Origin of the sequence: Modestobacter sp. VKM Ac-2982, assembly GCF_026967935.1 — a bacterium.
Lineage (GTDB): Bacteria > Actinomycetota > Actinomycetes > Mycobacteriales > Geodermatophilaceae > Modestobacter.
Genome location: NZ_JAPVBL010000002.1, coordinates 98994 through 124823, shown reverse-complemented (window position 1 = coordinate 124823; position 25830 = coordinate 98994). Strand labels below are relative to the sequence as shown.

General features: G+C 75.7%; 24 protein-coding genes. 15 read left to right on the top strand and 9 right to left on the bottom strand.

What is annotated here, in order from left to right; all coding sequences use genetic code 11:
• Positions 1-128 precede the first annotated feature (128 nt).
• The 6 genes from O2W20_RS07595 to mgrA all read left to right on the top strand — a co-directional run bounded on the left by O2W20_RS07595 (position 129) and on the right by mgrA (position 4409).
• Positions 129-458, top strand: a complete 330-nt coding sequence (locus tag O2W20_RS07595) for a putative quinol monooxygenase (RefSeq protein ID WP_269173244.1) — start codon at positions 129-131, stop codon at positions 456-458.
• 33 nt (positions 459-491) lie between these two features.
• Positions 492-1343, top strand: coding sequence for a pyridoxal kinase PdxY (pdxY, locus tag O2W20_RS07590; RefSeq protein WP_269173245.1), 852 nt, complete (start codon positions 492-494; stop codon positions 1341-1343).
• Positions 1344-1345: 2 nt separating this feature from the next.
• A complete protein-coding gene (locus tag O2W20_RS07585) occupies positions 1346-1822 on the top strand; it encodes a heme-degrading domain-containing protein (RefSeq protein WP_269173246.1) in 477 nt (158 codons plus the stop codon).
• Positions 1823-2226: 404 nt separating this feature from the next.
• Complete coding sequence (locus tag O2W20_RS07580; RefSeq protein ID WP_269158160.1) at positions 2227-2415, top strand: RGCVC family protein; 189 nt, start codon at positions 2227-2229, stop codon at positions 2413-2415.
• A gap of 34 nt (positions 2416-2449) precedes the next feature.
• Entirely contained in the window at positions 2450-3343 is an 894-nt protein-coding gene (locus O2W20_RS07575; protein ID WP_269173247.1) for a pentapeptide repeat-containing protein, read from the top strand.
• A 28-nt stretch (positions 3344-3371) separates the two neighbouring features.
• Positions 3372-4409 (top strand): L-glyceraldehyde 3-phosphate reductase, encoded by a 1038-nt coding sequence (gene mgrA / locus O2W20_RS07570; RefSeq protein WP_269173248.1) that lies wholly within the window; start codon positions 3372-3374, stop codon positions 4407-4409.
• 28 nt (positions 4410-4437) lie between these two features.
• Here mgrA and O2W20_RS07565 read toward each other — a convergent pair whose 3' ends face one another.
• Complete coding sequence (locus tag O2W20_RS07565) at positions 4438-4848, bottom strand: Fur family transcriptional regulator (protein ID WP_269173249.1); 411 nt, start codon at positions 4846-4848, stop codon at positions 4438-4440.
• A gap of 322 nt (positions 4849-5170) precedes the next feature.
• The gene (locus O2W20_RS07560; RefSeq protein ID WP_269173250.1) at positions 5171-5518 is read right to left on the bottom strand and encodes an ArsR/SmtB family transcription factor; all 348 of its coding nucleotides are present in this window, start codon (positions 5516-5518) and stop codon (positions 5171-5173) included.
• Positions 5519-5581: 63 nt separating this feature from the next.
• On the opposite strand from O2W20_RS07560, the gene O2W20_RS07555 reads away from it, so the two are divergent.
• Positions 5582-7627 carry a heavy metal translocating P-type ATPase gene (locus O2W20_RS07555; RefSeq protein WP_269173251.1) on the top strand — a complete coding sequence of 682 codons (2046 nt, stop codon included), beginning with the start codon at positions 5582-5584 and terminating at the stop codon, positions 7625-7627.
• Here the strand turns inward: O2W20_RS07555 and O2W20_RS07550 are convergent.
• From O2W20_RS07550 to O2W20_RS07525, 6 genes are all read right to left on the bottom strand, one after another.
• Positions 7534-9231: an ABC transporter permease gene (locus O2W20_RS07550; protein WP_269173252.1), complete on the bottom strand. Its 1698-nt coding sequence runs from the start codon at positions 9229-9231 to the stop codon at positions 7534-7536. The two genes, O2W20_RS07555 and O2W20_RS07550, sit on opposite strands and share 94 nt — an antisense overlap.
• A 71-nt stretch (positions 9232-9302) precedes the next feature.
• Complete coding sequence (locus tag O2W20_RS07545) at positions 9303-10781, bottom strand: ABC transporter substrate-binding protein (protein ID WP_269173253.1); 1479 nt, start codon at positions 10779-10781, stop codon at positions 9303-9305.
• Positions 10782-10804: 23 nt separating this feature from the next.
• Complete coding sequence (locus O2W20_RS07540; RefSeq protein WP_269173254.1) at positions 10805-12118, bottom strand: MFS transporter; 1314 nt, start codon at positions 12116-12118, stop codon at positions 10805-10807.
• Complete coding sequence (locus O2W20_RS07535; protein WP_269173255.1) at positions 12115-12879, bottom strand: ABC transporter ATP-binding protein; 765 nt, start codon at positions 12877-12879, stop codon at positions 12115-12117. Before O2W20_RS07535 ends, O2W20_RS07540 begins: the two co-directional genes overlap by 4 nt.
• Entirely contained in the window at positions 12876-13673 is a 798-nt protein-coding gene (locus O2W20_RS07530) for an ATP-binding cassette domain-containing protein (RefSeq protein ID WP_269173256.1), read from the bottom strand. Before O2W20_RS07530 ends, O2W20_RS07535 begins: the two co-directional genes overlap by 4 nt.
• Positions 13670-14482 carry a TauD/TfdA family dioxygenase gene (locus O2W20_RS07525; RefSeq protein ID WP_269173257.1) on the bottom strand — a complete coding sequence of 271 codons (813 nt, stop codon included), beginning with the start codon at positions 14480-14482 and terminating at the stop codon, positions 13670-13672. Before O2W20_RS07525 ends, O2W20_RS07530 begins: the two co-directional genes overlap by 4 nt.
• Before the next feature lie 164 nt (positions 14483-14646).
• Here O2W20_RS07525 and O2W20_RS07520 point away from each other — a divergent pair, with 164 nt between their 5' ends.
• The 7 genes from O2W20_RS07520 (at position 14647) to O2W20_RS07490 (ending at position 22266) form a co-directional block, all read left to right on the top strand.
• Entirely contained in the window at positions 14647-15465 is an 819-nt protein-coding gene (locus tag O2W20_RS07520; protein ID WP_269173258.1) for an ATP-binding cassette domain-containing protein, read from the top strand.
• Positions 15462-16262 (top strand): ABC transporter ATP-binding protein, encoded by an 801-nt coding sequence (locus O2W20_RS07515; protein WP_269173259.1) that lies wholly within the window; start codon positions 15462-15464, stop codon positions 16260-16262. Before O2W20_RS07520 ends, O2W20_RS07515 begins: the two co-directional genes overlap by 4 nt.
• Positions 16263-16297: 35 nt before the next feature.
• On the top strand, positions 16298-17806 hold the full coding sequence (locus O2W20_RS07510) for an ABC transporter substrate-binding protein (protein ID WP_269173260.1): 1509 nt from the start codon (positions 16298-16300) through the stop codon (positions 17804-17806).
• A 21-nt stretch (positions 17807-17827) separates the two neighbouring features.
• Positions 17828-19600 (top strand): ABC transporter permease subunit, encoded by a 1773-nt coding sequence (locus O2W20_RS07505; protein ID WP_269185491.1) that lies wholly within the window; start codon positions 17828-17830, stop codon positions 19598-19600.
• Positions 19601-19667: 67 nt separating this feature from the next.
• On the top strand, positions 19668-20693 hold the full coding sequence (locus O2W20_RS07500; protein ID WP_269173262.1) for a metal ABC transporter substrate-binding protein: 1026 nt from the start codon (positions 19668-19670) through the stop codon (positions 20691-20693).
• Positions 20684-21394 carry a metal ABC transporter ATP-binding protein gene (locus O2W20_RS07495; protein WP_269173263.1) on the top strand — a complete coding sequence of 237 codons (711 nt, stop codon included), beginning with the start codon at positions 20684-20686 and terminating at the stop codon, positions 21392-21394. The genes O2W20_RS07500 and O2W20_RS07495 overlap by 10 nt, the downstream gene beginning before the upstream one ends.
• A complete protein-coding gene (locus O2W20_RS07490) occupies positions 21388-22266 on the top strand; it encodes a metal ABC transporter permease (RefSeq protein WP_269173264.1) in 879 nt (292 codons plus the stop codon). The genes O2W20_RS07495 and O2W20_RS07490 overlap by 7 nt, the downstream gene beginning before the upstream one ends.
• Before the next feature lie 31 nt (positions 22267-22297).
• Here the strand turns inward: O2W20_RS07490 and O2W20_RS07485 are convergent, their stop codons facing one another.
• Entirely contained in the window at positions 22298-23722 is a 1425-nt protein-coding gene (locus O2W20_RS07485) for an NADP-dependent succinic semialdehyde dehydrogenase (protein ID WP_269173265.1), read from the bottom strand.
• A gap of 198 nt (positions 23723-23920) precedes the next feature.
• On the opposite strand from O2W20_RS07485, the gene O2W20_RS07480 reads away from it, so the two are divergent.
• Entirely contained in the window at positions 23921-25717 is a 1797-nt protein-coding gene (locus O2W20_RS07480) for an alkaline phosphatase D family protein (RefSeq protein ID WP_269173266.1), read from the top strand.
• Positions 25718-25830: the final 113 nt, after the last annotated feature.

Genomic DNA, 25830 nt, shown 5'->3' with positions numbered 1-25830 from the left:
CAGTTCCGAGAATTATCGGAAGTGGCCCGAGAGAGTGAACCCCACCACACGAGCACCGGTCAACGGCGTCCCATCGGGTGGGACGCCACCGGCGGGTGGGGCGCGCGAGAGCGACCTACGCTGACCCGGTGATCCTCATCGTGGTGAAGTGGCCGGTCCGCCCCGAGTTCGACGAGCGCTGGCCCGAGCTCGTCCGGGAGTTCACCGAGGCGGTGCGCGCCGAGCCGGGCAACGTCTTCTTCGAGTGGTCCCGCAGCGTGGAGGAGCCGCACACCTGGGTGCTCGTGGAGGGGTTCCGCGACGCCGAGGCCGGTGCGGTGCACACCTCCTCCGACCACTTCCGGAAGGCGATCTCCGAGATGCCCGACTGGGTGTCGGCGACGCCGTCGATCATGTACGTCGACTCCCCCGACCTGGCCGGCTGGGGCCCGATGGGCGAGGTCCAGCCCCGCGGCTGACCCGCCCGGGATCGATGTGCGATGTTCTGCCGCATGGTGAACGTCCTGTCGATCCAGTCCCACGTCGCCTACGGCCACGCCGGCAACGCCTCGGCGGTGTTCCCGCTGCAGCGGCTGGGCGTGGAGGTCTGGCCGGTGCACACCGTCCAGTTCTCCAACCACACCGGCTACGGCGCCTGGACCGGCCGGGTGTTCGACGGCCAGGCCGTCGACGAGGTGGTGCAGGGCATCGAGGACCGCGGGGTGCTGGGCAGCTGCGACGCCGTGCTGTCGGGGTACCTGGGCTCGGCCGACATCGGGCACGCGGTGCTCGGCTCGGTGGCCAAGGTGCGCAGCGCCAACCCGGCGGCGGTCTGGTGCTGCGACCCGGTGATCGGCGACGTCGGGCGCGGGGTGTTCGTCCGGCCCGGCATCCCGGAGTTCATGCGCGAGGTCGCCGTCCCGGCCGCCGACATCGTCACCCCGAACCACTACGAGCTGGACCTGCTCTCCCAGACCGAGACCCGGTCACTGGGCTCGGTCAAGGACGCGGTGGCCGCCGTCCAGGCGCTCGGCCCGCGCGTGGTGCTGACCACCTCGCTGGTCACCGCGGACACCCCGGACGACGCCGTGGACCTGCTGGCGTCGGAGGGCGGCCGGCACTTCCTGGTCCGCACGCCGCGCCTGGACCTGTCGGTGAACGGTGCCGGCGACGCGATCGCCGCGCTGTTCCTGGCGCACTGGCTGAGCACCCGGTCGGCCGGCGAGGCGCTGGCCCGGGCCGCGGCGTCGGTCTTCGGCCTGCTGCAGCGCACCGCCGACGCCGGCTCGCGAGAGATCCTCCTGGTCGCCGCCCAGGACGAGTACGTCAACCCCACCCGCACCTTCGACGTGACCGAGGTCTGACCATGAGCGACTTCCCCGCCCTGACCGAGCTCGCCGCCCAGGAGGAGGAGCTGCAGCTGCGCGGCTTCACCAACGACGACGCCTGGGCGCTGGGCTCGGCACTGGTCGCCCGCGCCCGGGACGGCCGGCTGCCGGTGGCGATCGAGATCTCCCGGCACTCCCACCAGCTGTTCCACGCCGCGATGACCGGGGCCACCCCGGACAACGACGCCTGGATCGCGCGCAAGGCCGCCACCGTGCACCGGTTCGGGCACAGCTCGCTCTACGTCGGCCAGCGCTCCCGCGAGGCCGGGACGACGTTCGAGGAGCAGTTCGGGCTGGACCCACAGCAGTACGTGGCGCACGGCGGGGGCTTCCCGCTGCTGGTGCGCGACGTCGGCCCGGTGGGCGTGGTGGTGGTCTCCGGACTGCCGCAGGTGGAGGACCACGCGATGGTCGTCGCCGCGCTGCGCGAGCTGGTCGCCCAGCAGTCGGCCTGACCACCTGACGCCCGGTCCCCCGGCTGGGGGGACCGGGCGGGGGCTCACTTCTTGCCGTGCGTGAGCTTCTCCATGCCGGAGGTGGTGTCCGTGGACGCCTTCTTGGCAGCCCGCTTCTCCTTGATGCTCGAGCCGGACTTCTTCGATGCGTTCTTGTCGACCATGACCACTCCTCATCGCAGAACCGGTCGGCTCCAGGGGCCGGACGGTACGCCGCCCCACCCGGCCGAGGCAGTGCTCCCGCCCGGGTGCGTGCCGTGGCGCGGCCCGGCGGGCGCGCCCGGCCTCGCCACCGGCGTAGCGTCGGGCCCACGGTCACCTCGCCGGTCCCGGACAGCCGTCCGGGGCGGCGATCCCCTCCCGGGGCACCACCGCCGAGCCGTCGGCGGAGTCAGGCCCTCGCCATGACCGCACCCACGTACGCCCCCTCGCCCACCACTGCCCTCCCGGCCCCCGCCGACCGCACCGGCGACGAGCCCGGCTGCCCGGCCTGCGCCCACCCGATGGACGCCCACGACCCGATCGGGGCCCGGTTCTGCCTGGCCACCGCCGCGGGCACGCTGGACCGCGGCTGCGCCTGCCGCATCGGCTGACCCCGGCAGCCGCTCACGCTGCAGAGAGGGACCCGTGTCCGACCCGCGCACCACCCTCCCCCTGCTCGCGGAGGCACGGCGACACCTGACCGCTGACTGCAGTCGCTGTACCGGGCTGTGCTGCGTCGCGCCGGCCTTCGCCGCCTCCGCTGACTTCGCGATCGACAAGCCGGCCGGCACCCCCTGCCCGAACCTGCAGCCGGACTTCCGCTGCGGCGTGCACGACCAGCTGCGCGACCGCGGGTTCCCCGGCTGCGTCGTCTTCGACTGCTTCGGCGCCGGCCAGCGGGTCACCCAGGACGTGTTCGGCGGCGCGGACTGGCGCACGGACCCGGCCACCAGGACGGCGGTGTTCGCGGTCTTCCCGGTCATGCGGCAGTTGGCCGAACTGCTGTGGCACCTCACCGAGGCGCGCACCCTGCTGCCGGCCGGGCCGCTGGCCGCCGAGGTCGCCGCGGCCCACGCCCGCACCGACGAGCTGACGAGGGCACCCGCCGACGAGCTGACCGGCCTGGACGCCGGGGAGCTGCGGCGCGAGGTCGGTGAGCTGCTCGGCCGGGTCAGCGACGTCGCCCGGGCCGACGTGCCCGGCCGGGCTCGGGACCGCCGCAGCGCCGACCTGATCGGTGCCGCGCTGCGCGGCGCCGACCTGCGCGGGGCCAGCCTGCGCGGCGCCTACCTGATCGGGGCCGACCTGCGCGGCGCCGACCTGCGCCACACCGACCTCCTGGGCGCCGACCTGCGGGCCGCCGACCTGCGCGGGGCCGACCTCACCGGCGCGCTCTTCCTCACCCAGCCACAGCTGACCGCCGCCGTCGGCGACGCGGGCACGACACTGCCGGAGTCGCTGACCCGGCCCGCACACTGGTCGACCTCCACCGCAGCTCCACCCACCGAGCGCGGCCGCCGACGCCCCCGTCGTCGCTGACCTGCTGCCTGCCCGGCACGATCAGGTCATGGGCTACAGCGCGGAGAGCACCCGTTACGACTCGATGACCTACCGGCGCACCGGCGCCAGCGGCCTGGACCTGCCGGCGGTGAGCCTCGGTCTCTGGCACAACTTCGGGGACGACGTCCCCTTCGACCGGCAGCGGGACATCCTGCGGCGCGCCTTCGACCTGGGGATCACCCACTTCGACCTGGCCAACAACTACGGCCCGCCCTACGGCAGCGCGGAGACGAACTTCGGCCGGCACCTGGCCGACGACTTCCGCCCGTACCGCGACGAGCTGGTCCTCTCCACCAAGGCCGGCTACGACATGTGGCCGGGTCCGTACGGGCAGGGCGGCGGCTCCCGCAAGTACGTGCTGTCGAGCTTGGACCAGTCACTGCAACGAATGGGCGTGGAGTACGTCGACGTCTTCTACAGCCACCGACCCGACCCGACGACGCCGCTGGTGGAGACGATGGGCGCACTGCACACGGCCGTCCAGTCGGGCAAGGCGCTCTACGCCGGCATCTCCTCCTACTCGCCGGAGATGACGGCCCAGGCGGCGGAGATCCTGGCCGACCTGGGGACGCCGCTGCTGATCCACCAGCCCTCCTACTCGATGCTCAACCGCTGGATCGAGACCCAAGGGCTGCTGGACACCCTCGCCGACGTGGGCGCCGGTTGCATCGCCTTCTCGCCACTGGCCCAGGGGATGCTCACCGACAAGTACCTGGACGGCGTGCCGGAGGGCTCGCGGGCCGGCCAGTCCAAGTCGCTGGACCCCGGGATGATCACCCCCGAGTACGTCACCCACGTGCGCGCGCTCAACGAGCTCGCCCAGGCCCGCAGCCAGAGCCTGCCGCAGCTGGCGCTGGCCTGGGCGCTGCGCGACCCGCGGGTCACCTCCGTGCTGATCGGGGCGAGCAGCGTGCGGCAGCTGGAGCAGAACGTCGCCGCCTTGGAGAACCTGGAGTTCTCCGCCGAGGAGCTGTCCGCGATCGACCAGCACGCCGTCGACGCCGGCATCGACCTGTGGCAGGCCGCCCGGGAGGGTGCGATGTGACCCCCTCCGCGTCGACCGGCCGGGTGGTTCAGCCCGGCTGGTCGGCCGAGGGCGCTCCGGCGCTGTGGCAGGCCGCACAGGTGCCGAAGATCTCCAGCGTGTGCGTGACGTCGACGAAGCCGTGCTCGGCGGCGACCCGGTCGGCCCACCGCTCGACCGTGGGGCCCTCGACCTCCTCGGTGCGGCCGCAGGACCGGCAGACCAGGTGGTGGTGGTGCCGGGTGCTGCACCGGCGGTAGATCGCCTCGCCGGCATCGGTGCGGATCGAGTCGAGCTCGCCGTCGTCGACCAGCGCCTGGACGGCCCGGTAGACCGTCGACAGCCCGATCGAGTCGCCGGAGGCGCGCATCCGGGCGTGCACCTCCTGCGCGCTGTGGAAGCCCTCGAGCTCGTCGAAGACGGCGTTGACGGCGGTGCGCTGGCGGGTGTTGCGGATCATCTGGTCGTCTCCTCGTCGAGGCGGCCCGCGTGGTCGTGCGGAAGAGCCCGGCGGTCTTCGCATGAGGATAGGAGCATGTGAGAACTGTTGTCGACTACGGGGGCGGTGGACGCTGGGCGCGGTGCGGCAGGACCACGGCACGTCGATCGCAGTCCACGGGGTCGGGCTGGCCGTCGCCGGCGGCGGTGCCCTCTCCCCCGCGCCTGCCGCCGTGCTGCACAACACCTCGTCGGTCGCCGTACCGGTGAACTCAACCCGGTTGGTGCGGCAGCCGGCCGGACGGCGACGGCCAGCCTCCTGTCGGCTGTGCCTCGCCGTCGGGTCAGCGGGGCTCGGGCACCCGGTCGTCGCCGGCCGGGTGCCCGGCGTGGGACAGCGCCTGCCGCAGCAGCGCACCCACGTGCGGGTCGGCCAGCTGGTAGTAGACGAAGGTGCCCTCGCGCCGGTTGGTGACCAGGCCGGCCAGACGCAGCTTGGACAGGTGCTGACTGACCGCGGTGGGCGAGGTGCCGGCCAGCTCGGCGAGGCAGGCGACCGACGTCTCCCCCTGCATCAGTGCCCACAGCACCTTGAGCCGGGTGGGGTCACCGAGCATCCGCAGCGCGTCCGCGGCCCGCCGGGCGGCATCACCCGACGGCATGGAGAAGCCGTCGATGCCGGTGTGTGCCATGCCTGCACCTTAGGCCGGACGTCGACTTGCGTGCCTGCGCATCTGCGCAGATAGGGTGCCACGGTGACCCTGACGCAGACCCCGCAGCAGGCCGTCCCCGCTCCTGCTCGGCGACCGCGGCTGCCCGGCTGGGGAGCGGTACCGGAGGTGCGCTGGGCCGCCGCCGCGCTGGCGTTCTTCCTCGCCGGCGGCCTGGTGCAGCTGCTGGACGGGCCGCAGCCGCTGGCCTGGGCGCTCTACCTCTGCTGCTACGTGACCGGCGGGTGGGAGCCGGCCTGGGCCGGGCTCACCGCGCTGCGCGACCGCACCCTGGACGTCGACCTGCTCATGGTGCTGGCCGCGATCGGCGCGCTCGCGCTGGGCCAGGTCTTCGACGGCGCGCTGCTCATCGTCATCTTCGCCACGTCCGGGGCGCTGGAGACGGTGGCCACCCGCCGCACCGCCGATGCCGTCCGCGGGCTCACCGACCTCGCCCCCGAGCAGGCCACCGTGCTGGCCGGCGGGCAGGAGCGGGTGGTGCCCGCCGCCGACCTGGCCGTCGGCGACGTGGTGCTGGTCCGGCCGGGTGAGCGGGTGCCGGCCGACGGGACCGTGCTCGACGGCGGCTCGGACGTCGACCAGGCCTCCATCACCGGCGAGCCCTTGCCGGTGGACAAGGCGCCCGGCGACGAGGTCTGGGCCGGGACGTCGAACGGCACCGGTGTGCTGACCGTCCGGGTCGACCGGCCGGCGGCCGAGGCGGTCGTCGCCCGGATCGCGGCCCTGGTCGAGGAGGCCAGCGCCACCAAGGCCGGCACGCAGCTGTTCATCGAGAAGGTGGAGCAGCGGTACTCGATGGGCGTCGTGGTCAGCACGCTGGCCGTGTTCGGCGTCCCCCAGCTGTTCGGGGAGCCGCTGCAGGAGGCGCTGCTGCGGGCGATGACCTTCATGATCGTCGCCTCGCCGTGTGCGGTGGTGCTGTCGACCATGCCGCCGCTGCTCTCGGCGATCGCCAACGCCAGCCGGCACGGGGTGCTGGTCCGCTCGGCCGTGGTGCTCGAGCAGCTGGGCGCCACCACGATGGTGGCGCTGGACAAGACGGGCACCCTCACCGACGGCACGCCCGCGGTCGTCGCCGTCCGCCCGCTGCCGGGGACAACCGGCGACGAGCTGCTCGCCCTGGCCGCCGCCACCGAGGGGCCCAGCGAGCACCCGATCGGCCGCGCGGTCGTCACCGCCGCCCGGGTCGCCGGGCTCCCGCCCGCCCCGGCCACCGACTTCCGGGCTGCCGTCGGGTCGGGGGTCGCCGCCACGGTCGGGGGGCGCGCGGTCGGCGTCGCCGCGCCGGCGCCCGGGCAGGAGGCGGTCGCCGAGCTGGTGGCGCAGGAGCAGGCGGCCGGCCGGACCGCCGTCGTCGTCACCGTGGACGGCCGCCCGGCCGGCGTCCTGGCGCTCGCCGACCGTCTGCGCCCGGAGGCCGCCGATGCCGTCGCCGCGCTGCGCCGGCTGACCGGTGCGGAACCGGTGCTGCTGACCGGGGACAACGCCGGCGCCGCCCGCGTGCTGGCGACCCAGGCCGGGCTGGTCGACGTGCGGGCCGGGCTGCTGCCCGCGGACAAGGCCGCCGCGGTCAGCGAGCTGCAGCGGGCCGGGCACCGGGTCACGCTGATCGGCGACGGTGTCAACGACGCCCCGGCCCTGGCCACCGCCGACGTCGGCGTGGCGATGGGCGGCATCGGGTCGGACCTGGCGCTGCAGAGCGCCGATGCCGTCGTCGTCCGGGACGACCTGGCGGCGCTGCCCACGGTGATCGCGCTGGCCCGCCGGGCCCGCCGGCTGGTGGTGCAGAACCTGGTGATCGCCGGCACGGTGATCGTGGCCCTGGTGGCCTGGGACCTGATCGGCACGCTGCCGCTGGCGCTGGGCGTGGCCGGGCACGAGGGGTCGACCGTGCTGGTCGCGCTGAACGGGCTGCGACTGCTGCGCTCCTCGGCCTGGCGGGCCGCCGCCCGAGAGGCCGAGGGCGGTCCGCCGGGTCAGCGGCCGGTGCGGACCAGCCCGGCGGCGACCCCGAGCAGCACCAGCCCCGCTGCGGGCACCGCCACCAGCCAGGGCGCCCGCTCCAGGTAGACCACCCCGTCGGCGAGGCTGCGCCCCCACTCCGGTGACTCGGCACCGGCCCCGAGGCCGAGGAAGGACAGCCCGGCCAGCGCCAGCGCGGTGTGCGGCACGCGCAGCAGGGCGTGCCGGCCGACGGGCGGTAGGACCGCCGGGAGCAGGTGGTGCCGCACCAGGTGCCCGCGACCGGCCCCGCTGGTGCGGGCCGCGAGGTGGAAGCCCGAGGCGCGCACCTCGGCGGCCAGGGTCCGGGTGTGCACCGCCAGCGGGATCCAGGCGACCAGGCTCACCGCCACGGCCGCGCCCGCCAGGCTGGGACCGGCGACGGCGGCGACCGCGATGCCCACCACCACCGCCGGCAGCGCGTTCAGCACGTCGGCCAGCCCGGCCCGCCCCCGGCCGAGCAGTCCAGCGGCGACGCCGGTGACCAGGACCACCGCGCTGATCAGCAGGGCCAGCCCCACCGAGGGCAGGGCACCGGCGCCGAACCGGGCGAGCACGTCGCGGCCGAGCGCGTCCGCGCCCAGCGGGTGCGCCCACGACGGCGCGGCCAGCCGGTCGCCGAGGTCCTGGGCGGTGGGGTCGCGCAGCAGGCCGGCGAGGACCACCAGCGCCAGCACGGCGAGCAGCCCGGCCGCCCATCGGCCGGCGCGGGGCACCGGGGGCGGGAGCTCCGGCGACAGCCCGCCGTCGGTGCCCGCCGGCCCGAGCAGCGCCCGGTGCACCAGCACCCCGGCCCCGCCGGCCGCCAGACCGAGCAGCACCAGCAGCGCGACGGCGGCCTGCACGACCGGCAGGTCCTGGGCCAGCGCAGCGGCCAGCGCGACCCGGCCGAGCCCGGGCACGTCGAACACCGCCTCGATCACGGCGCCGGCCCCGAGCAGGCCGACGAGGAGCAGCAGCACCTGCGGGACGACGACGGTCAGCGCCCGCCGGGCGACCGCCCCCTGCACCGCCGAGCGGGAGACACCGGCAGCCCGCCAGCTGCGCACCCAGGCCTCCCCCGCGGTCTCCCGAACGGCGCCGGCCAGCACCCGGCCGAGCAGTCCCCCGGCCGGCAGGGCGAGGGCCAGGACGGGCAGCACGAGGTGCTCCGGGCCGGTGAACCCCGACGTCGGCAGCAGCCCCCAGCCCACGGCCACCACCGCGACGCCGACGACGGCCAGCACGAACTCCGGCAGCGCGGCGAGTGCGGCGGCCAGGACCCCGGCCGCGCCGCCGCCGTCGGCGCGGCCGTCGGCGGCCCGGCGGACGGCGGGGGACGCGAACAGCACCGCGAGCACGACGGCCACGGCCGCCGCCGTCCCGGCGAGCGTCCCCGACACGCCCAGCGCCGGCGGGACGACCTCGGCGACCGGCTGCCCGCTGACCCAGGAGGTGCCGAGGTCGCCGGAAACCGCCCGCCCGAGCCAGGACACCGTGCCGCGGACCGGGTCGGCCGGGAGGTCCAGCTGCTCGCGCAGCGCGTCGAGGACGGCCGGGTCCGGCTCGCGCTCCACCTCCCGGGCCCGCAGCACGGTCCGCGCCAGGTCGTCCCCGGACAGCCAGGGCAGCGCCCCGACCAGCAGCCCGGTGCCGGCGACCGCGCCCAGCCCGGTCAGCACGGGGCGGAGCAAGCGTGACCGGCGCCGTCCGGGAGTGCGCCGCGGCCGGGCCGTCGCCACCGGCCGCACCCGGCCGGCGGCGGTCACTCCTCGACCGTCGTCTCGGTGCCGAGCAGCAGCCGGTCGAACGGGTCGACGACGAGACCGCTGACCGTCGGGGCGTACCCGGTGTGGGTGCGCTCGTGCAGCACCGGCACCACGGCGCCGGTGGAGAGCACCTGGGCCTCGATCCGCAGCGCCGCGGCCCGGCGCTCCTCGGGGTCGGCCAGGGTCGCGGCCTCGGCGACGGCGGCGTCCACCGCCGGGTCGCAGAGCCGGGCCAGGTTGTAGCTGCCCGCGCAGGTCAGGTCGGCGGCCAGGTAGCCGACCGGGTCCCCGGTGTCACCCAGGTACAGCCGGCTGGCGAGCACCGCGTCGTAGGTGCCGGCGAGCAGGTCGGTCTCCAGGGTGGCGTACTCGGCCACCACGACCTCGACGGTGAACCCGGCCTGCCGCAGCTGCTCGGCGAGCACCGCGGCCGCCTCGGGCAGCTCCGGCCGGTCGGAGTAGGTGGCCAGCCGGATGTTCGCACCGGCCGGGTCGGTGGCCCGGGGCAGGGTCACCTCCGGCCGGTCCAGACCCCCGGCGGTGTCGTCGTTCACCAGCCCCTCGGCGACGTCGGCCCGGCCCTCGTAGACGGCGTCGACCACGGGCTGCGGGTCGATCGCCGCGGCGGCGGCCGCGCGCAGGCCCGGATCGGCGAACGGGCCGTCCGCGGTGTCCAGGGAGAGGGAGACCAGCCGCGGCAGCGGGACGGAGAGCACCTCGGTGTCGGTGAGGGTCGGCAGCTGGGCGATGGGCAGGTTGACCGCCACGTCGAGCTCACCGGCGCGCAGCCCGGCGGTGCGCGCGGCCGCGTCGGCGGGGAAGGTGACGTCCACGCCGGCCAGCTCCGGCGCGCCCGCCCAGTGGTCGGCGTCCGCGGTGAGGGTCGCGCCCGACGCGCCGCGCAGCTCGGTCAGCTCGAACGGCCCGGTGCCGGTGCCCACCGGGTCCGGCGCCGCCGGGTCGGCGTAGGCCGAGGGGGCCAGGACCACCAGCCCGGGTGCCGCCAGCCGGTGCACCAGCAGCGGGTCGGGCTCGGCCACCTGGACCTCGACCGTGTCCTCGTCCACCGCACGGGCGGTGAGCCCCAGGCCGTCGATCGACCGGGGGGCCGGCACCGCAGCGGCCGCCGCCGCCAGGGCGCCGACGACGGCCTCGGCGTCCAGCGGCGTCCCGTCGTGGAACGCCACGTCCGCGCGGAGGTCGAGGGTGACGGTGCGGTCGTCGACCCGGCTCCAGCTCTCGGCCAGCAGCGGGGCAGGCTCACCGGCCTCGTCCAGCCCCACCAGCGTCTCCCCCACGCCCATCCGGGTGACGAGCACCGCGTCGTCGGAGAACGGTGAGAGCGCGGCGACCGGGGGGAAGGCCAGCGCCAGTGCCAGCCGCTGCCCGCCGTCGGCCGACCCCTCCGCAGCCGGGGCGAAGCAGCCGGCGAGCAGGAGGGGCAACGCGAGCAGGGCACCTGCGGGGCGGGACATGGGCCCTCTTCTCGGTGGGTGGGTCACGGGTGCGCCGGTTCCTCGGCGGGGACGGCGGGCGCCGGTGGCCCCGCCGCCGGGGTGCGGGCGATCCGGCGGGTCAGCACCGCAAGGCCGATGGCCGAGGCCGCGGGCAGGGCGGCGAGCACCAGCCACGGGACGGCGGCGGCCGGCTGCGGCCGGTCGGCGAGGTCGAGCAGCGCGCCCACCCCGGTGCTGCCGACCAGCACCGCGGCGCCGCCGGCGGAGGCCAGGAAGCCGAAGTGGGCGCCCAGCCGCCGCTCCCCGGCCAGCCGGGGCACCAGGTCCTGGGCGAGGGGCACGGCGACCATCTGGCCGGTGTAGAGCAACAGCACCATGCCGGCCGCCGGCGCCAGCGCCCAGATCCCGGCGGGCGGGGCGAGCGGGGCGCAGACCGCGACCAGCAGGAACGACGCGCTCATCAGCGCGAAGCCGAACGGCAGGGCCCGCTGCACCCCGGCCCGCCGGGCGCGGGCGGTGACCCGCAGCTGGAACAGCAGCACCGACACCGCGGCCAGCACGAACAGCCAGCCCAGCGCCCCCTGGCCGCCGGTCGCCCGGGAGAGCTCGACGGGGAGGGCCAGGTAGAGCTGGTTGTAGCTGAGCAGGTAGGTGCAGTAGCAGGCGGTGAAGGCCAGGAAGGTGCGGTTGCGCAGCACGTGCCCCCACCCGGCGAGCACGCTCTCCTCCCCGCTGCCCTCGGTGCGCAGGTCCCGCGGCAGCCAGCGCAGGTGCGCGGCGAGCACCACGCCGAAGACGCCGGCGGAGACCCAGCAGGTGACGCTGAACGGCACGGTGAGCAGGACGGCACCGAGCGCCGGCCCGGTGACCGAGCCGAGCTTGCTGGCGATGGCGTCCAGCCCGAAGACCTCGGCCCGGGTGACGACGCCGGCGGCCTCCAGCCGGTGGCCCTGGTCGGCCAGCGCCGACTCCACCGCTGGGGAGAACAGGGCGGCCGCGAAGCCGACCAGCACCGTGCCGGCGAGCACGGCGGGCAACGAGGTGGCGACGGCGAGCACGCCGAACCCGGCGATCCGGATGAGGCAGCCGGTGACCACGACGGGTTTGACGCCGAACCGGTCGGCCAGCCCGCCACCGAGGAAGAACAGCCCCTGCTGGCTGAAGGTGCGCACCCCGAGCACCAGGCCGACCAGCCCACCGGCCAGCGCCAGGTCCTCGGTCAGGTGCACCGCCAGGAACGGCACCACCAGGTAGAAGCCGATGTTGAACGCCAGCTGGGACAGCAGCAGCAGCCGGGGCACGGCCGGCAGCCGCCGGAACAGCACGAACGGCTCCCAGGTGATGAGCCCGGTCATGCCAGCACCAGCCGCGGGACGGCGGCCACCAGCGCGTGCGCCTCACGGCTCGCCGGCTCGGTGAGCACGCGGCCCACCGGCCCGGACTCCACCACCCGGCCGCCGGCCAGCACCACGACCTCGGAGCAGAGGGCGGCGACGACGCCCAGGTCGTGCGACACCACGAGCAGCGCAACGCCCTCGGCGTCGCTGACCGCCCGGAGCAGCTCCACCACCTGCAGCCGGACGGCGGCGTCCAGTGCGCTGACCGGCTCGTCGGCGATCAGCACCTCCGGGCGCGGGGCGAGCGCGCGGGCCAGCGCGATCCGCTGCCGCTGGCCGCCGGAGAACTCGTGCGGCAACCGGCCGGCGGCGTCGGGGTCCAGACCGACGGCGAGCAGCAGCTCGGCGACGCGGGCCCGGTGGTCACCCGGCACCTGCAGGCAGCGCAGCGGTTCGGCGACGGCCTGGCCGACGCGCATCCGCGGGTTGAGCGAACGACCCGGGTCCTGGGGCACCACCTGCACGGCGCGGCGGAACCAGTGCAGCGCGCTGGCCCGGCCCGGCCGCACCGGCCGGCCGCGGTAGGTGACCTCTCCGGCGTCGGGCCGCTCGAGCCCGAGCAGCAGCCGGGTGAGCGTGGACTTGCCGGCGCCGGACTCCCCCACCACCGCCAGCCGCTGGCCCGCGGTCAGGCGGAGGTCGACCCCGTCGAGCACCGGCGCGGCGGCTCCCCGGTACGACCGGGTCAGCCCGCGGGCGAGCAGCAGCTCGGCGCTCACCGGGCCCCCACCAGGGCCGGTGGGCTCAGCGCGGCGGTGGCCTCGACCAGCGCGCGCACCGCGGGGTGCGCGTGCCCGGCCAGCACCTCGCGCAGCGGCCCGTCGGCGAGCAGCTCGCCCTCCTCCAGCACCAGCACCCGGTCGCAGGTGGTGGCCGCGGCAGCCAGGTCGTGGGTGACCAGCAGCAGCCCCGCGCCGCGCTCGCGGGTGGCCCGGCCGAGCACGGCGAGCACGCCGTGCTGCGCGGTCGCGTCCAGCGCGGAGGTCGGCTCGTCGGCGACCAGCAGCTGCGGGCCGGCGGCCAGGGCCAGGGCGAGTGCGGCCCGTTGCCGCTGCCCGCCCGACAGCTGGACCGGGAAGCGCCGTGCGCTGCCGACCGGCAGCCGCATCTCGGCCAGCAGCTCGGCGGCCCGCGCGGCAGCCACCCGTCGTCGCGCCCCCGCCCGGCGCAGCGGCGCGGCGACCTGCCGCCCCACCCGGACCTGCGGGTTCAGCGACGTGCCCGGGTCCTGCGGCACCAGGGCGGTGACCGGGCCACGCAGCGGCCGGAGGTCCCGTTCCACGGCCCCCACCACCTCGGTGCCGTCGACCCGGACGCTGCCGGTGACGACGGCGCCCGGCGGGAGGAGCCCGAGCAGCGCCAGGGTGGTCAGCGTCTTGCCCGAGCCGGAGGCGCCGACGAGGGCGACCCGCTCGCCAGCAGCGAGGTCGAAGGAGACCCCGGCGACGACCGGGTGCCCGCCGAACCCGACGGTCAGGTCCCGGACGCGCAGGAGAGGTGGGACGTCGTTCACCAGGCGTCCGCGGTCATCACCGTCAGCACGTCGACGTCGCGCTGGCCGGTGAACGGGTCGCGGCCGTGCAGGCAGCGGTAGTTGTCGACGACCAGCACCTCGCCGGCCTCCAGCCGGAAGTGCGGCACGACGTCGACCGCCGTGGCCAGCACATCGGCCCACAGGTCCAGCTGCGCGTCGTGCTCGGCGGCACGCGGCTCGCGCGGCACCGGGACGGCGGTCTCGCTGGCCCGGACCACCCGGCGGCCGGCCCGGGTGTGCTCGACGAGCCGGCGGACCAGCGGGGTGCGCGGCACCTCGTGCGGTGCGGAGGTCCAGCCGCCGAAGTAGTCGACGTCGGTGCCGGTCAGGAAGGCGTGCAGCTCCGGGCACCCGGTGGCCAGCGCGTCGACGAGGGCGTACCCGTCGACCAGGAAGGAGTCCCCGCCCTCGGGCGCGGGCCGGACGCAGCGCTGCAGCAGCCCGTCCTCGTCCGGGTCGCGCAGGTTGACCGTGCGGCCGTGCACGTCGACCACGACGTGGGCGCCGTCGCTGTGCAGCCCCAGCAGCTCGCCGGACTGCTGGCGCAGCGGGCGGAGGGCGAACAGCTGACGCAGCCGGTCGCCGTGGACCTGGGCCGCCACGATCGGCAGCGCCTCGGGGCCGGGGGTCGGCTCGGCGACGACGACCGCACCGTCCCGGGCCAGCAGCTCCCGGGCCTCCTCGGGGGTGCTCGCCGACTGCGGGACCACCCCGGTGCTGCGGAGCAGGTCGGACAGCTCGGGGCGGACGGCGCCCACCCGGCGGCCGGAGGGCGTGCGTGCGGCCAAGGGGTCCTCCAAGGTGTGGATCGGGACAGCGGCACGAGGTCACCCGGCCGGGGTGCGAGCGGCGTCTCGCGTCGAGCACCGTATTGCAACTCGTTCGCAGCAATGCGACCGGCCCGTGACGGGCGGCTGACGACCACGTGGCCGCGCCGGGTAGGTTGCCGACAATGATTATCAGTCCGGCCACGTGTGCGGAGCGACACGCGGCCCTCGTCGTCGACGACCTCACGGTCTCCCTCGGCGGCCGGGAGCTGGTGCGCGGCGTCCGGTTCGAGATGGCGGCGACCGAGCGGGTGGCGCTGATCGGCGCGTCGGGATCGGGGAAGTCGCTCACCGCCGCAGCGGTCCTGGGCACCCTCCCGATCGGCGCCGAGGTCCGGGGCAGCGTGCGGGTGGCCGGTACCGACGTGTCCCGGTTGCCGCCGGCCCGCCGGTCCACGGCCGCCCGGGTGGCCGCGGTGGGCCAGGACCCGGCCGCCGCACTCAACCCGTTGGTGCCGGTCGGCGCGCAGCTGGCCCTGCCGCTGCGCAACCACCGCGGGCTGCGCGGCGCCGAACTGGCGCGCCAGCGCGCGCAGCTGCTGTCGGCGGTCGGCCTGGACGACACCGAGCGGGTGCTGCGCAGCTCCCCCGGCGAGCTGTCCGGTGGACAGCGGCAGCGCGTCTGCATCGCCATGGCCCTCGCCTCCCGGGCCGGGCTGCTGGTCGCCGACGAGCCCACGACCGCGCTCGACCTCGTCACCCAAGCCCAGGTCGTCGCGGTGCTGCGCGAGGCCAGCCGGGACGCCGCACTGCTGTTCATCACCCACGACCTCGCGGTGGCCGCCTCGTTGTGCGACCGCGCGGTGGTGCTGCACGCGGGCGCCGTCGTCGAGGACGCCCCGATCACCCGGCTGCTGACCGCGCCGCAGCACGAGCAGAGCGCCGCCCTGGTGGCCGCCGCGCGGGCCGGCGCGCTCCCGACTCGGGCCGGTGCCGCGTCGTGAGCCGACCCGTAGAGGGTCCGGTGCTCAGCGCGGCGGGCATCGAGCACGACTACGCACTGCATCGGCGGCGCCCCTGGGGCGCCCGGGACGTCGCTGCGGCGCTGCAGGGGGTCGACCTCCAGGTGGCGGTCGGCGAACGGGTCGGGCTGGTCGGCACCTCCGGCTCCGGCAAGTCGACCCTGCTGCGCTGCCTGCTCGGGCTGGAGCGCCCCGATCGGGGCACGGTGACCCTCGCCGGCCGCACCGTCCGGCCGGGATCGACGGCCTCGCTGCGCTGGTACCGCCGGCTGGTGCAGTACGTGCCGCAGGACCCGGCCGGGTCGCTGGACCCCCGCTCGACGGTCCGCGAGCTGGTCTCGGTGCCGCTGCGGCACCTGCACGTGCCCGGCGACCACGCCGCCGCCGTGACGACGGCGCTGACCCGGGTGGGCCTGGACCCGGAGCTCGCCGGCCGCCGCCCCGGCGAGCTCTCCGGAGGCCAGGCGCAGCGGGTCGCACTGGCCCGTGCCCTGGCGCCGGGCCCGGTCCTGCTGCTCGCCGACGAGCCGGTCAGCGGGCTGGACCTGCCCGTGCGCGACCAGGTGGTCCAGGTGCTCGCCGACCTCTCCGCCCGCGAGGGCCTGGGGCTGCTCCTGGTCTCCCACGACCTCGCCGTCGTCGCCCGGCTCTGCGACCGCACCGTCGTGCTCGCCGACGGGCTCGTCGTCGAGGAGGGGCCGACCGCCGACCTGCTCACCCGTCCCGCCCACCCCCGCACCCGGGAGCTGCTCGCCGCCGTCCCAGCCCTCCCCGCCTGACCCCAGCCCTGCACCGCCCATCCGAGAACGGAACGATGTCTCCCTCCCGCACCCCCCGCCTGCTCGTGCTCGGCGCCACCGTCGCCCTGCTGACCACCGGCTGCTTCAGCAGCTCCGCCGACGGCGGCAGCAGCGACCCGGCCGCCGAGGGCCGGATCTCGCTGGCCATGCTGCAGCCGCCGCGCTCGGGCCTGAACCCGCTGACCGACGACGCCTTCAAGCTCTCCCGCTGGAGCACCGCCGAGACCCTGGTCGTGCTGGACGCCGACGGCGACGCCCAGCCGGCGCTGGCCACCGAGTGGACCCAGACCGACGACCTCACCTGGCGCTTCACCGTCCGCGAGGGGGTCGAGTTCCACGACGGCACGGAGCTGACCGCCGAGCAGGCCGCCGCCGCGCTGACCGCCGCGAACGAGGCCTCGCCGCGGCCGCGCATCCTGGACGGCGTCGAGCTGACCGCGACCGCCGACGGTTCCGACGTCGTGGTCACCACCGGCGAGCCCGACCCACTGGTGCCGCAGCGGATGTCCAGCCCGCAGCTGGCGGTGCTCGCCGCGGCCGCGTACGGGGCGGACGGCCGGGTCGACCCGGTCGGCACCGGCACGGGGCCCTTCGAGCTGGTCGCCGTGGACGGCACCTCCGGCGCCACCCTCGACCGCTTCGACGGCTACTGGGGCGACCCCGCGGCCGCCGCCGGCATCGACGTGGCCTTCGTGCCCGACGGCACCGCCCGGGCCGCGGCGCTCCGCACCGGCACCGCCGACGTCGTCGAGGCGGTGCCGGTCTCCCAGGCCGGGCTGGTCGACGAGGAGCTGGTGCACGAGGTGCCGATGCCGCGCACCAACACCCTCTACCTGAACACCGCCTCCGGGCCGTTCGCCGACCCGGCCGTGCGGGCCGCCGCCCGGGCCGCGGTCGAGCGGGCGACCATCGTGGAGACCGTCTACGAGGGCCGCGCCGACATCGCCGAGGGACTGCTCGGCCCGGCGATCCCCTGGGCCGCCGACCTGCGCGCGGACCAGGCGGACCCGTCGGCGCCCGCCGTGCCGGCCGGCACGACGATCACCCTGGGCACCTTCACCGACCGGGCGGAGCTGCCCGAGGTCGCGGTGCTGCTGGAGCAGCAGCTGGAGGCAGTGGGCTTCACCGTGGAGCAGGACGTCCGGGAGTACGCCTTCATCGAGGCCGACGCCCTGGCCGGGGCCTTCGACGCGTTCATCCTGTCCCGCGCCACGGTGCTGGACTCCGGTGACCCGGTCGCCTACATGTACAGCGACTTCGCCTGCGAGGGCTCCTTCAACATCGCTCAGCTGTGCGACCCGGCGGTGGACGCCGCCCTGGAGACGGCCGCGGCCGCCACCCCCGGCCCGGAGCGCCAGCAGGCGGTCATCGCGGCCGAGCAGGCCGTCCTGGACACCGGCGCCGCGGTGCCGATGCTGCACGAGCGGGTCATCCAGGGCGAGGCCGCCGGCGTCTCCGGTGCCGTGCGCGACCCGCGCGAGCGGGCGCTGATCAACGCCGACACCACCGTCAGCGAGGACTGAGCCGTGCCACGGCGGGGATGGGTGACCGCTGCCTCCCGGGCGGTCACCGTCCTCGGCGTGGTGGCGCTGATCGGGGTGCTGCCCTGGCTGTCCGGGCGCAGCCCGGAGCTGTCGATCCTGCGGGCACGTTCGGCCGAGCAGGAGGCCACCCTGGAGGCCCTGGCCGCGATCCGGGCCGAGCTCGGCTTGGACGCCGGCCCGCTCGGGCTGCTCGGGCACTGGCTGTCCGGGCTGGTCCGCGGCGACCTGGGCACCTCCTGGATCTCCGGCGGACCGGTGGGTCCGGGACTGGTCCACGCCCTCGGTGTCTCGGTCACGCTGATGAGCGCTGCCCTGCTGGTCGCCCTCGTCACGGCGGCGCTGCTGTGCTGGCCGCCGCTGCACCGGGTCGCCCGAGGCGAGCGGGGCCGCACCGGCGGCGCGGCCGGGGCCGCGCTCACGGCGCTGCCGGAGTTCCTGCTGGCCTCGGTGCTGCTGCTGGTCGGCGCGGTGTGGCTGGGCTGGTTCGACCCCTACGGCTGGACCGGCCCCTCCTCGGTGGTGCTGCCGGCGCTGGCGATGGGCCTGCCCGCGGGCGGGCTGATCGGCCGGCTGGTCGCCGACGGGCTCACCGTCACCGGCACCGAGCGCTGGGTCGCCACCTGGCAGGTCGCCGGGGCGTCGCCCGGGCAGCTGGGCCGCGCCCTGCTGCGCCGCACCCTGCCCGCGCTGACCACCCAGGTGGCGCTGGTGCTCGTCGGCCTCACCGGCGGGGCGGTGGCCGTCGAGCAGGTGTTCGCCATCCCCGGACTGGGGCGTGCGGTGCTCGGCGCCGCCGAGGCCCAGGACCTGCCGGCCCTGCAGGCCGGGATGCTGTTGCTCCTCGGGATCTCGGCGCTGTTCGGCGGGCTGGCCGCGGTGACCCGGGCACTGCTGCTGGGCCGGGCGCTGCGCAGCGGGAGCGTGCCGGTGCCGGCCCGGACCAGCCCGTCCCGGCGACGCGACTGGCTGTTGCCGGGCGGGGCGGCCGCGCTCCTCGTGGTCGTGGTGGCCGCCGGGCTCGGCCGCGACCCGCTCGCCTCCGCCCACCCCCGGCTGGCCGCGCCCAGCGCCGCGCTGCCCTTCGGCGCCGACGCCAGCGGGCGCGACCTGCTGGCCCGGGTGGCGCACGGCGCGGTGCAGACCGTCGGCACGGCTGCACTCGTCGTGCTGGTCACGCTGGTCGTCGGCGTCCTGGTGGGGCTGCTGCCCCGGGCGTCGGTCGGGCCGGTGGAGGTGGCCAACGCCGCACCCCCGGTCATCGTCGGCGTCCTGGTCGCCGCCGCCCTGGGCACCTCGCAGGCCGGCGCTGCGCTGGCCGTCGCGCTGGTCGCCTGGGCACCGATCGCCGCGTACGTGGCGGCCGCGTCGGCGGAGGTCCGGCGCCAGCGGCACGTCACCGTGCTGCCGGTGCTCGGGGTGGGGCCGGCGGCGGTCACCTGGCGGTACGCCGTGCCGACCGTGCTGCCCGCCGCCGCCCGCAACGCGGTGCTGCGACTGCCCGGCATCGCGCTGGCCCTGGCGGCGCTGGGCTTCCTGGGCCTGGGCGCCACCCCGCCGGCACCGGAGTGGGGGCTGCTCCTGGCCGAGGGGATGCCCTACGTCGAGCGGGCGCCCTGGGCGGTGCTCGCCCCGACCGGGGCCCTGGTCACCGCCTCGGTGCTCGCCGTCTCGCTGTCCGGGCTCAGCCGCCGCCCGCGCCGGCCGGCTGGGCCGGTCGCGGTCCCGACAGGGACGACGGCCCCGTCCCCGGAGCAGCCCGCCGCGGTCGGATGACAGCAGGCCTCGTCCCCCTGACCCGTGGTGCTTTGACAACGATTGTCATTACACGGATGATCGAGCCATGCAGTCACCGTCCCGACGACGTCCCGCCCGCTCACTGTCCGCGCTCTCCCTCGCCTGCGCGGGGGCGGTCGCACTGGCCGGCTGCTCCGGGACGGGCGACGCCGACGCGGCGGTCGCCGGCGACGACGGGCTGACGGTCGTGGCGGCCTTCTACCCCCTCGCCTGGCTGAGCGAGCAGGTGGCGGGAGACCTGGCCGACGTCACCTCGCTCACCCCGGACGGGGCCGAGCCGCACGAGTACGAGCTCACCCCGCGCGACGTCGCCGCCACGACCGAGGCCGACGTCGTGGTCTTCCTGCCGACGCTGCAGCCCGCCGTGGACGCCGCCGTCGAGCAGCAGGCCGAGGACCGGGCCTTCGACGCCGGCGAGCCGGCCGACCTGTCGCTCACCTTCGAGGCCCACGAGCACGAGCACGCCGACGGCGAGCACGCCGACGAGGAGCACTCCGACGAGGAGCACGCCGAGGATGAGCACGCCGACGAGGAGCACTCCGACGAGCCGGTGACCGATCCGCACTTCTGGCACGACCCGATGCGGATGGCCGCGGTCGGCGATGCGCTGGCCGAGCACCTGGCAGGCGTGGACCAGGACAACGCCGAGCAGTACGCCGCCAACGCCGCGGACCTGCGGGGACAGCTGGAGGAGCTGGACGGGGAGTTCCGGGACGGCCTGGCCGACTGCGCCAGCCGGGAGCTGGTCACCAGCCACACCGCCTTCGGCTACCTGGCCGACGCCTTCGACCTCGAGCAGTTCGGCATCAGCGGGCTGGCACCGGACGAGGAGCCCTCCACCGACGCGCTGACCGAGGCGACCGGGTTCGTCCGCGAGCACGACGTGCGCACCATCTACTTCGAGACGCTGGTCAGCCCCGCCGTCTCCGAGACCGTGGCGCGGGAGACCGGCGCGGAGACCCGGCAGCTGGACCCGATCGAGGGGCTGACCGACCAGTCGGCGGGCGGGGACTACCTGGAGCTCATGCGGGCCAACCTGGCCAGCCTGCAGGCGGGGCAGCAGTGCTCCTGAGCACCCGGCCCCGGCAGGCGCCCACCGCGGCCCCGGCTGCCTGCGGCAGCGCGCTGACGGTGCGCGGCGGCGGTTTCGGTCACGGCCGGGACGCCGTCCTGACCGGTGTCGACCTGTCCGTGCGCCCCGGGGAGGTGGTCGCGGTCCGCGGGCCGAACGGGTCCGGCAAGTCGACGCTGGTCCGCGGCGTGCTGGGGCTGTGCGAGCTGCAGGCCGGGGAGGTGCGGTTCTTCGACGTCCCCCGGGCTCGGTTCCGCGACTGGCACCGGGTCGGCTACGTGCCCCAGCGGCACACCGTGGCCGGCGGCGTCCCGGTGACCGTGCGCGAGCTGGTCTCCTCCGGCCGGCTGAGCCGGCTGCGGACCTGGCAGCGGTTCGGTGAGGCCGACCGGTGTGCCGTGGACTGCGCGCTGGAGGGCGCCGGGCTGGGCGGCTTCGACCGCCGGCTGGTCGCGGAGCTCTCCGGCGGCCAGCAGCGCCGCGCGCTGCTGGCCCGCGCGCTGGCCGGCGACCCGGAGCTGCTGCTGCTCGACGAGCCGACGGCAGGGGTCGACGCAGCCAGCCAGCGGGTGGTCGCCAGCACCCTGGCCGGGCTCGCGGAGACCGGCGCGGCCGTCGTCGTGGTCGTGCACGAGCTGGGCCCGCTGGCCGAGGTGGTGACCAGGACGGTGACGCTGCCGGGCGCGGGCGCCCCGTGCTGAGCTACGAGTTCATGCGGCTGGCCCTCGCCGCCGCCGTGCTCGTCGGCCTCACCGCACCCACCGTGGGCGTCTACCTGGTGCAGCGCCGGCTGTCGCTGATCGGCGACGGGCTGGGCCACGTCGCGCTGCTCGGGGTCGCGGTCGGCCTGGCCACCCGCTCGGCCCCCGTGCTCACCGCCCTGCTGGCCACCGTGGCCGGCGCGGTCGTCGTCGAGGTGCTGCGGGCCCGCCGGTCGACCGGCACCGACGTCGCCCTGGCGATCATGTTCTACGGCGGCCTGGCCGGCGGGGTCGTGGTCGTCACCCGCGCGCCGGCCGGCACCCCGATCACCCTGGACAGCTACCTGTTCGGCGCGCTGACCACCACCACCCGCGCCGACCTCGTCGTCTTCGCCGGGATGGCCGCCGTCGTCCTGGGGGTCACCATCGGTCTCGGGCGGTCGCTGTTCACCGTGGCGCTCGACGAGGAGCACGCCCGGGCCAGCGGGCTGCCCGTGCTGGGGCTGAACCTGCTGCTGGCCGTGGTCACCGCGGTCACCGTGACGCTGTCCATGCGGGTGCTCGGCCTGCTGCTGATCAGCGGGCTCATGGTGCTGCCCGCCGGCTGCGCGCAGCTGGTGGCCCGCAGCTTCCGCAGCAGCCTGGTGATCGCCGCGCTGATCGGGGTGACCGTGTCGGTCAGCGGCACCGCCGTCTCCTTCTACGCCGACACGCCCTCGGGCGGCACGATCGTGCTGATGGCCGTCGCCGTGTACGCCGTGCTCAGCGTCGCCCGACTGGCCCACCGTGGCAGCCTCCAACACGGGCCGGACGTCGTTCCCACCCCGGTGCGGCCCGTGGACCGGCCCGACAAGGTCCCCCTCCCCCGCTGACCGGCGGACGACGAACAGCAGCAGCCTCGGGTCACTCGTTCGCCGAGCCGGCGGTGTCGCCGGTGCCCTGCTCGCTGCTCGGGGCACCGATCCAGACGGTCTTGCCGTTCATGAACTCGCGCATGCCCAGCTCGGTCAGCTCCCGGCCGTAGCCGCTCTGCTTCACCCCGCCGAACGGCAGCTCCGGGTAGCTCGTCGTCATGCCGTTGACGAACGCCATGCCCGACTCGATGTCCCGGATGAACTGTGCCCGCTCCCCCTCGTCCTCGCTCCACAGGTTGGAGCCGAGCCCGTAGGGGTGGCTGTTGGCGATCTCGATCGCCTCGTCCAGGCTGTCGACGGTGAACAGCGCGGCCACCGGCCCGAAGACCTCCTCGGCGTAGAGGTCCATCTCCGGCGTGATGCCGGTCAGCAGCGTCGGCTCGTAGAACCAGCCCGGCCGGTCCAGTCGGGTGCCGCCGACGACGACGGTGGCGCCCTTGCTGCGGGCGTCCTCCACGTAGTCGTGCACGTCCTGCAGGCCGGACTCCGTGGCCAGCGGGCCGACCTCGGTGTCGGGGTCCATCGGGTCGCCGACGGTCAGCGCACCGATCTTCTCGGCGAAGAGCCGGGTGAACTCCTCGGCGACGTCGCGGTGCACGAAGAACCGCTTGGCCGAGATGCAGCTCTGCCCGTTGTTCTGGTTGCGGCTGGTGACCGCCACCCCCGCCGCGGCCGCCAGGTCCGCGGAGGGCATCACGATGAACGGGTCGGACCCACCGAGCTCCAGCACCGTGGGCTTGAGCGCGTCACCGGCGATCGCGGCGACCGACTGTCCGGCCGGCGCGCTGCCGGTGAGGGTCGCGGCGACCACCCGGTCGTCGCGCAGCACCCGCTCGATCGTGCCCGAGCCGATCAGCAGGGTCTGGAAGACGTCGTCCGGGAAGCCGGCCTTGCGGAACAGCTCCTCCAGGTACAGCGCCGTCTGCGGCACGTTGCTGGCGTGCTTGAGCAGGCCGACGTTGCCGGCCATCAGCGCCGGGGCGGCGAACCGCATCGCCTGCCAGAGCGGGAAGTTCCACGGCATCACCGCCAGCACCACGCCCAGCGGCTGCCAGGAGACGTAGGCCTGCTGCGCGCCGACGGCCTCGGCGTCCTTCGGTTCCGGCTCCAGCAGCGCCGGGCCGTGCTCGGCGTACCAGCGCAACGCCTTCGCGCACTTGCCGACCTCGGCCTTCGCCGAGGACAGCGTCTTGCCCATCTCGGTGGTCATCAGCTCGGCGACGCCGTCGGTGTCGGAGTCCAGCACGTCGGCCGCGGCCCGCAGCCAGCGCACCCGGTCCTCGACCGAGGTGCGCCGGTAGCTGCGGTACGCGGCGGCTGCGCGACCGATCTTCTCCTCGAGCGCGTCGTCGGACAGCGGCTCGTAGGTCTTCAGCGTCTCCCCGGTGGTGGGGTTGATCGTGGCGATCGCCATGGGGGTCTCCCGTCGTCGTGCTGGTCGCGGGTCGGTGCCGGACGGCGGCGCTCGCGGAAGGCGCTCCGGCGGCCCGGCAGAGCTCGCCTGCCTCGTGCACGTGCCCGCCCCCTCCGGAGGGGAAACGGCCGAGCGGGGGACGCCGGCCGTTCACGCAGGCACCGCCAACTCGTCGCCCGGTGCAACCACAGTGCCCGCATGTCCCTCGAAGCACCCCTGTCCCGCCGCACCGTCCTGAAGGGCGGCGCGGTCACCGCCGCCGCCCTGACCTTCGGTGGGCTCACGAGCGAGGCCGCCCGCGCGGCCGTGGCCGAGACCGCCCGCTCCGGCGTCTTCGGCTTCGGCGTCGCCAGCGGCGACCCGACGGCCACCGAGCTGCTCATCTGGACCCGGGTGACGCCCACTCCCGAGTCCCTCCCCGGCAGCCGCCGCGGGCCCGCCGTCCCGGTCCGCTGGGAGGTCGCCGCGGACGAGGCGTTCACCCGCATCGTGCGCAGCGGCAACGTCGTCGCCGACGTCAGCCGCGACCACACCGTCAAGGTCGTGGTGAACCGGCTGACCCCCTACACCCGCTACTGGTACCGGTTCACCTGCGCCGGTCAGACCTCCCCGGCCGGCCGCACCCAGACCGCCCCGGACGAGCCCGGCCAGACCCACGCGCTGCGGATGGCGTTCGCCTCCTGCAGCAACTGGACCGGTGGGTACTTCACCGCCTACCGCGGGATCGCCGCCCGCGACGACCTGGACTTCGTGCTGCACCTGGGCGACTACCTCTACGAGTACGGCAACGCCCCGCGGGTGGCGGGCGTGGCCGGCTCCGGCGACCGGTACGGGCCGAACGCGCTGATCGGCATCCGTGACCACGAGCCGGTCCACGAGATGGTGTCGCTGGAGGACTACCGGATCCGGCACGCGCTGTACAAGACCGACCCGGACCTGCAGCGGGCGCACCAGCAGCACCCGTGGATCGTCATCTTCGACGACCACGAGATCACCAACGACGCCTACGACTTCGGCGCGGAGAACCACGAGCGGGACGACGACCCGGCCACCCCCTACACCGAGCCGGGCAAGCCCGACGGCATCAAGCCCGAGGGCGACTTCCTGTTCCGCCGGGCCAAGGCGTTCCAGGCCTACCTCGAGTGGATGCCGATCCGCGAGCCCGCGATGTGGCAGCCGCACGCCAGCAAGGGCCGGCAGTTCTTCCGTCGCTTCAGCTTCGGCGACCTGGCCGAGCTGTCGGTCATCGACACCCGGCAGAACCGCAGCGAGCAGGTCCCGGGCACGGTCGACGGCGCGCTCAACCCGGCCCTGACCGACCCGCGGCGGCACCTGCCCGAGCCGCCGCAGCTGGACTGGCTGACGAAGGGCATCCGCACCGGGCGCACCGACTGGCACCTGGTCGGCAACCAGACGGTCTTCGCGCGGGTGTTCTCCGTCCCCCGGCCCGGCACGGTGCCCGGCTCGGTGTTCAACACCGACCAGTGGGACGGCTACCAGGCCGACCAGCGCGCGGTGCTGGAGGCGATGGCCGCCGCGCAGCACACCGACCCGGTGGTGCTGACCGGCGACATCCACTCCTCCTGGGCCAACGACCTGCCCACCGACTTGGCCGACTACCCCGGCGACGGCAACTCGGTCGGCGTGGAGTTCGTCTGCCCGTCGGTGACCAGCAACGGCTTCAAGGAGGCCGTCGGCTCCGCGGCCGCCGCCACCGCCACCACCGCCGCCTTCCAGGGCGCCAACCCCTGGGTCCGCTACCTCGAGGGCATCGGCCACGGCTTCGTCGTCCTGGACGTGACCCCGGAGCGGGTGCAGGCGGACTTCTGGTTCATCCGCAGCAACGGCGACAAGGGCCTGGCCGTGGACCCTCGGCTGGACCCGCAGGCGACGGTCGGCTACGAGACCTCGTTCGCCACGGTGAAGGGCTCGCGCAAGGTCAGCGGCCCGACGGCCGAGCTGGGGGCGCGCTCCGACACCCCCCGGACGGCCTGAGCACCGGCCGGCGGACCCGACCGCGCGGGTCCGCCGGCCTCCCCGGGCGGGACCATGGTCCCGCCCGTAGCGTCGTCCGGGTGGGCCGGAGCGGCCCGCCACGACGAGGTCGG